Below are 7,084 nucleotides of genomic sequence, written 5' to 3'. Positions count from 1 at the left end.
CGCCGAGCCGACGACCGCGCGCACCGGCTGGGGCACCCGCCGCGGCGCCGCACCCGCACTCAAGTCCCAGGTACGCCAGGGGGCCGCCGCGGGCGCCCCGGCGTCCGGGCGGCGCCAGGAACGCTCGCTGCTGGGGGAGGCGGTGGGGGCGACGGCGCCCGTACTGGGCGAACGCGACCACGAGCCCGTCTCCCGGGCCTCCGCCTCTGAGGCCGTCCCCCAGAACGGCACCGCCACTGCGGGCCACGGCCGGGACCGCACCGGCGACCGGCGCATCGCAGGGCGGGCCGGGCGACGGTCGGAGGATCACCTCGACGAACGGCCCGGCGAACACGCTGACGACCAGTTCGGCGAACGACTTGAGACGCGGGAGCGGCCTGAGGTGCGCAACCGCTTCGAGGTGGCGCGCGGCTCTGAGGCGCCGGGCCGGGCCGGGATGCGGGATCGCTTCGAGGCCGGGAACGGCTCTGAGACGCGGGACCGGTCCGAGGCGCAGGCCGCGATGAGTGCCGAGGCGCTGGCCGCGCAGGAGGCGGCCGCGGATCCGATCAGGACGGCGGAGAGCCGCAAGCCGGCCGCCGGCAAGCCCATCGACACCGAGGCGCTGCGCAGGCTGCGGCGGCTCGCGGCGAGCGCCGACGGTCCGGTCGACGCGAGGGAGCGGGCCGAGGCCGGTCCGCGTCCGGCGGGTGAGCGTCCCGAGGACGAGGTCGCCCGTGACAAGCACAGGAAGGGTCAGCCGCCGCGACTCGTCCCCGGGCTGGTGCTCTCGGGCGGCCAGGGGGTCTGGCCGCCGCTCGACCCCGACGCCAAGCCGGTGCCCCGCCCCAGCGCCCGCAAGGACGAGACGCACGAGGACCTACGAGCGGACCTCCCACGTACCGGCACCCCCGGAACGCCCGCCGCGTCCCGGCAGGACACCGACACGGAGGTCCCTGGCACCCCGGCCGAGACGCCAGAGCGACGCGACCCGGCCGCTGGACAGGAACCGGGCACAGCTGATGCGCATGGGCCCGGCGCCGTCGGCGTGAACGACGACGCCGAAGCGTCGGCAGCCGGGGCCGAAGTGCCTGGGCCCAAGGCGACCCGATCCGAGGCGACCGAGTCCGAGGCGACCGAGTCCGAGGCGGCCAAGCTTGAGGCACCCGGGTCCGAGACACCGGGGGCTGAGACGGCCGGGTTTGAAGCGACCGGGTCCGAGGCGGCCGGGCTTGAGATGAGCGGCTCCGGGGCGGCCGGGCGTGAGGCATCCGGGCTTGAGGTGAGCGAGTCCGACGCGGTCGCAGCCGGCGGGGCCGGGGCGGGCGACGCGCACACGGCCACAGACGGCGCTGAGAGGCACGCAGACGGCCGCACGACCCCGGCGGCCGGTCAACGTACCGCCCCGGTGTCGGGCGATCGTGAGGCCGGTCGTGAGCCCGTGCCGGCTCAGGAGCGTGAGAGCGTCCGCGAACAGACGGCGTCGGCGGCGGATGAGCGCACGGCGTCGGTGACGGACAGCCGTGAGGTCGGCCGTGAGCAGGCGAGCGCTCCCGAGCGTGAGCGGGTGGCGGACAGGGAGCGTGAGGCCGCCAGGGAGCGGCGGGCGGCTCGGGAACGGGAGGCGGTGGCCGCCGCAGGCCGGGAGGTGGCCGAGGCGGCGCGTGGCGCAGCTCGGGAGGCGGCTGAGGCGGCGCGCGGCGCTGGTCAGGAGGCGGCGTCTGGTGCTGGCCGGGAGGCGGCGCCTGGCGCGGGTCGGGAGGCGGCGCGGGGTGGGGCTGCGGTCCGGCCGGGGGGTGAGGTCGGTGGGGAGATCGGGCCCGTGCCCGTCCCACGCCCTGGCGAAGGCCGGGTGCGGCGGATCGAGTCCGTCGTGGGACGCGACTCCGGCGGCTGGCGGCGCATCGATCAGGTCGTCGTCGGCGGTGGCGGGGTGCGGACCGACGGATCCGAGATCGACGAGGCCAGGGCCAGGGGCGTGTTCGCGGGCAGCCGCAGGGTCGTCGTGCTGGGCTGCACCGGCGGCGCCGGGCAGAGCACCACGGCGCTCATGCTGGGCCACACGTTCGCCCAACACCGCGACGACCGGGTCGTGGCCGTCGACGCCAACAGCGGCGGCGGCACGCTGACCAGCAAGATCCAGCCGGAGACCCCCGAGACCCTGACGTCGCTGCTGTCGGGGCTCGACCGGGTCAGCGGCTATCTCACCATGCGTGGTTACACCACGCGGACCGCCTCCGGCCTGGAGGTGATCAGCGCGGACACCGACGCGGGCGCCGAGCAGCGCCTCGCGGACAGGTCCTTCTTCTCCGACCACCGGCTCGGCGAATCCATGCGCCTGCTCGACCGCCACTACAAGCTGGCCGTCATCGACCCGGCCGCCGCCCTGGCGGCCAGGTTGCTGCCGTACGCGAACCAGCTCGTCCTGGTGGTCCCGGCGAGCGAGGAGGCGCCGGAGGCGGTGGCGATGACGTACGAGTGGCTCGACGGGCACGGCTGCGCGGAGCTGCGCAGGCGGGCGGTGATGGTGGTCAACGGCGTGAGCAGGCGTTCGATGACCGACGTCGAGCAGGCGGAGTCGGTGGCCAGAGGCAGGTGCCGGGCCATCGTCAGGGTCCCCTGGGAGGACGACCTCGCGCCGGGTGGCGCGGACGTCGTCGATCCCGGGCAGTTGCGCGCGGCCGGGCGGCGGGCGTACCTCGCCCTCGCCGGTGTCGTGGTCGCAGGCTTCGCGGCACAGTCCGTACGACCGAGCGAAGAGGAGTTGGCGAGTGACCCCCCGGGCACGAGAATCGGTGAGCGATAAGTGAACAAGCGAGCAGGTCTGGCCCGTTCATGCGCCGAGGGGGCGGCATGAGCAGGGCATCCCGAGCGCACCAGCGCCTCGCGGTCCGCTACTTCGACGACCGCATCCTGCTCACGGACACCTGCGCATGGGCGTATTTCCGGCTCCCGACGGTCAGCTACGAGTTCGTCACACCCGAGGAACGCGAGGCGCTGGCCACCAACATCACGATCGCGCTGGCCGCGATCAGGATGCCCGACGCCGAGGTCCACCTGAGGGTCGCGCACCGCACGTACCCGGCGGCGGAGTGGGCCATGGCGCTCAACGCCACCTCCGACGAGGGGCCCGGCTGGCGCGACTACCTGGAGGAGATGTACCGGCACGTCTGGGCCAAGGACTTCTGGTCGAAGGAGGTCTACCTGGGCGTGCGGCTCGGCCCGCGCGGCAAGCAGCTCGGCAGCGGCGTGCTGAGCCAGCTCCTCGGCTTCTACCAGAAGACCGAGAAGGTGCTGGGGATGGACGACGACCACGTTCCCGACAGCGAGATCGGGCGCTGGACGGAGCAGGCCGAACGGCTCGGGCGAGCACTCGCGTCGAGTGCCCTCTACGCCCGCCACGCCACCTCCGTCGAGGTGGCGTGGCTGTTCCAGCACTCGGCCGCGGGCGCGCTCGGCGACCCGCCGCCCTCGGCCAGCCCGCGCAGGCGCTGGGGCAAGGGCGAGATCGAGTCGCTGGTCGAGGGCGAGATCCACAACGGCAGGTCGTTGCTGCGGATCGTGCAGCCGCAGGGCGACTCCTACGTGGCGCACCTGTCGTTCGCGCGCTTCCCCGACCTGATGCCCTTCCCCGACGGGGAGCCGTGGCTGCACTTCGCCGACCAGTTGCCGTTCCCGGTGGAGGTCTCCTCGCGGATGCGGCTGATCCCGCCGGTGAAGGCGTCCAAGGACGTGGCGCGCAAGCTGGCGCACGCCCGCGACATGGACCACCACATCCGCGAGGCCGGCGCGGAGGCGCCGCTGGCGCTGGCCGAGCAGATCGACGCGGCCCGCATGCTGGAGCACGGCATCACCAAGGAGCGGCTGCCCTTCGTGTACGGCTGGCACCGCCTGATCGTCGCGGCCCCGACCGAGGACATCTGCGTGCAGCGGGTGGAGGCGGTGGTCGAGCACTACCGCGACATGGGCATCGACGTGGTCAACTCGACCGGCGACCAGTTCTCGCTGTTCTGCGAGACGTTGCCGGGCGAGAAGGTGCGGGTCAACGCCTACGCCCAGCGCCAGCCGCTGCGTACGATCGCCGGCGGCATGGCCACGGCCACCGTCGATCTCGGCGACCGGCTGGACGAGGGCAGCGAGGGCTGGCTCGGCCCGTACATCGGCGAGACCGTCGGCAGGGCGCGCAGCATCGTGCACTTCGACCCGCTGGTGGCGGCCACACGCAACCGGCCGACCGCCATCGCGATCACCGGCGAGCCCGGCGGCGGCAAGACCACTCTGGCGCTGCTGATGATCTACCAGATGGCGCTGCGCGGCGTGACGGTCGCGGTGATCGACCCGAAGGGCGACGCGGAGTCGCTGGTACGGCTGCTGGAGAAGCGGGGCCGCAAGGCCCGCGTCATCCCGCTCGGCTCGGCGGCCCCCGGGCTGCTCGATCCGTTCTCGTTCGGCGACGACATCGCGGCGAAGAAGACCATGGCCACCGAGACGCTGCGGCTGCTGCTGCCCCGCATGTCGGAGGAGCGCGAGTCGGCGATGATCCAGGCGGTGGCGGCCGTGTCGAACGGCGAGGACCCCTCGCTCGGCAAGGTCGTGGACTTCCTGGAGCAGGCCGAGGACGCGGCGTCGAAGAACCTCGGCGCGGTGCTGCGCTCGATGTCGGAGATGCATCTGGCCAGGCTCTGCTTCGACCCGTCAGGCGGCGACCAGATCGACACCGAGGGCTGGACGACCGTGTTCACGCTCGGCGGGCTGACGCTGCCCGACGTGGCCACGGGCAGGGAGGACTACTCCTACGAGCAGCGGCTGTCGGTGGCCCTGCTCTACCTGGTGTCCCAGTTCGCGCGCAGGCTGATGAACGGCCTCGACCGGCGCGCCCCCAAGGCGATCTTCCTGGACGAGGCGTGGGCGATCACCTCCACGCCCGAGGGCGCCAAGCTGGTGCCCGAGGTCAGCAGGATGGGCCGCTCCCGCAACACCGCTCTGGTGCTGGTCTCGCAGAACGCGGGAGACCTGCTGAACGAGCAGGTGACCAACTGCCTGTCGTCCGTCTTCGCGTTCAGGTCCACCGAGAGGGTGGAGGTGGACCACGTCATGTCCCTGCTCGGGGTGGAGTCGTCCGAGGAGCACAAGGCCGTGCTCCGATCCCTGGGCAACGGCGAATGCGTATTCCGTGATCTGGATGGCAGGGCGGGGCGTATGGGCGTAGACCTGATCTCCGAAGAACTTCTCCGCTGGCTCGACACGAACCCGACACACGACAAACCCGGCGGCACGGGGCATGATGATCTTCAGGGGGGCGTGGGCAGGGCGCAGGAGGTACGGTCATGAAGGTCCGGCTATCCCGACGAATCGCGCTGGCTCTCGCGCTCGTCACCGGCATCCTCGTGGTGCCGCTCGTCCTGGGCGCGACGTCCACGCCGGTCGCCGCCGCCCCCTGTGACCTGTCAGGACCGCTTTCCCCGGAGATGGTGGGCAGCGGCACCGACGGGCTGATCCAGCCGCCCGCCCCGCAGGCCGGCACGCCCGCGGCGACCACCAACTACGCCCAGTTCGGGATGAGCGGGCAGTTCTGGCACACCCACGAGCTGACCTGCTCCGACTACGTGGCCGTGCTCGGCAACATGTGGGCCAACGGCATCTTCACCGCGGCCAAGGCCATCGACCGGCTGACGATCACCACGTACCAGGCGGCGGCCACGGAAGGACCGCTCCAGGCGATCAAGGACGTGGTCGACGACATCGTCACGCGGCTGGCCGACGCCGTCTACTGGGACTTCCTCCAGCCGATCGTCATCCTCGGCGCCATCTGGCTGGCCTGGTACGGGCTGATCCGCAAGCGGGCCACCACGACCGCCGAGGGCGTGATCTGGATGGTGCTGGCGGTCACGGTGGCGGTGTGGTTCTTCAGCCGGCCGGGCGACTTCACCGGCCTGGGCAAGGTCGTCACCGACAAGACCGGCGAAGTGGTCAACTCCGCCTTCTCCGGCCTGCCGGGCGCGGGCGGCGCGTCCTGCCTGCCGCCGCCCGGCGGCGGCGCCAGCCCGCAGGTGCAGGCGGGCGGTTACGCCCAGACCGGCACCCCCGGGGTCGACCAGAACGCCGACGCGCTGTGGTCCACGCTGGTCTGCAAGCCGTGGCTGGTCGGCCTGTTCGGCACCGCCGACCCGCAGCAGCCGATCGTGCGCGACTGGGGCCGCAAGGTGCTGGAGATGCAGTCGGTGCCGCAGGCGGTGGCCGGGCAACCGGCTCCCGACGTGGGAGCCCGCCAGTCGGAGTACGCGGCGCTCGGCGACAAGCTCAGGAACGACCCCCGCTACGCCACCTTCTCCGGCCGCGACTGGTCCAACCGGCTCGGCGTGGCCGTCGGCGCGTTCATCGCCGCCCTGGTGGCGGGGCTGCTCATCTTCCTGGTGGCGGTGTCGCTGCTGGTGCTGAAGGTGGGTTTCCTGCTCCTGCTCATCCTGGGGCCGATCTTCCTGCTCATCGGCGTCCATCCGGGCAGCGGGCGGATCGTCGCCCTGCGCTGGGTGGAGATGCTCATCGGCACGCTGCTGAGACAGGCCGTGCTGACGATCGTGCTGAGCGTCCTTGTGTACGGGTACGCGCTCATCATCTCCACGGCCATGCCCTGGGGCATGCAGGTGCTGTTCATGGCCCTGCTGACGATCGCGGTGTTCTTCTACCGCCGCCCGTTCCAGCACCTGTTCGCCTCCATGAACGGCCACACGGTCACCACCCGCATGCTCGGCGAGGCAGCGAGTTCGTCGGTGCTCGAGCGGTCGGCGGGCGTGCTGCCGCCGGTGGCGTCGGCCAGGATCGGCCGCTGGGGTCTGCGCAAGGCCGAGCCGCTGATCAGGGCGGCCAGTGCGGCCAACCCGGCGGGCGCGGCGGCGACGGCCGCGGCGGGCGGCCAGGTCAGGATGCGCGGCGAGGAAGGCGAAGGCGCCGCCGCCGGCACCAGGGTCCCGGCCACGGCGGCTCCCCTCGACACCGACGCGCAGGGCGGCAGGGCGGCCCGGCGGGGCACTCCCCAGCCGCGCAGGGGCACCGCGCCCCCGCCCAACCTGGGCACCTCGGCTCCTCAGCGCGGGACCCGGCCGGA

Annotated in this window: 3 protein-coding genes; all 3 read left to right on the top strand. The window is 72.8% G+C overall.

Annotated elements, in window-relative coordinates; genetic code table 11:
* Positions 1–2,785: MinD/ParA family ATP-binding protein (locus ABFX54_RS55385; protein WP_487047343.1), on the top strand; the 2,785-nt coding region annotated here is incomplete at its 5' end.
* Between the two features lie 47 nt (positions 2,786–2,832).
* Entirely contained in the window at positions 2,833–5,310 is a 2,478-nt protein-coding gene (locus tag ABFX54_RS55380) for an ATP-binding protein (RefSeq protein WP_346115390.1), read from the top strand.
* A partial coding sequence (locus ABFX54_RS55375; protein ID WP_346115389.1) for a type IV secretion system protein occupies positions 5,307–7,084 on the top strand: 1,778 nt, incomplete at its 3' end. The genes ABFX54_RS55380 and ABFX54_RS55375, both read left to right, overlap by 4 nt.

Origin of the sequence: Nonomuraea maheshkhaliensis (genome assembly GCF_039529435.1) — a bacterium.
GTDB lineage: Bacteria > Actinomycetota > Actinomycetes > Streptosporangiales > Streptosporangiaceae > Nonomuraea > Nonomuraea maheshkhaliensis.
The sequence above is the reverse complement of the archived record's forward strand: the minus strand, read 5'-3'. Positions and strand labels throughout refer to the sequence as shown.

Excerpts from the sequence above, each read along its gene's own strand:
- ABFX54_RS55380 (WP_346115390.1), top strand. The coding sequence starts at position 2,833 with ATGAGCAGGGCATCCCGAGCGCACCAGCGCCTCGCGGTCCGCTACTTC.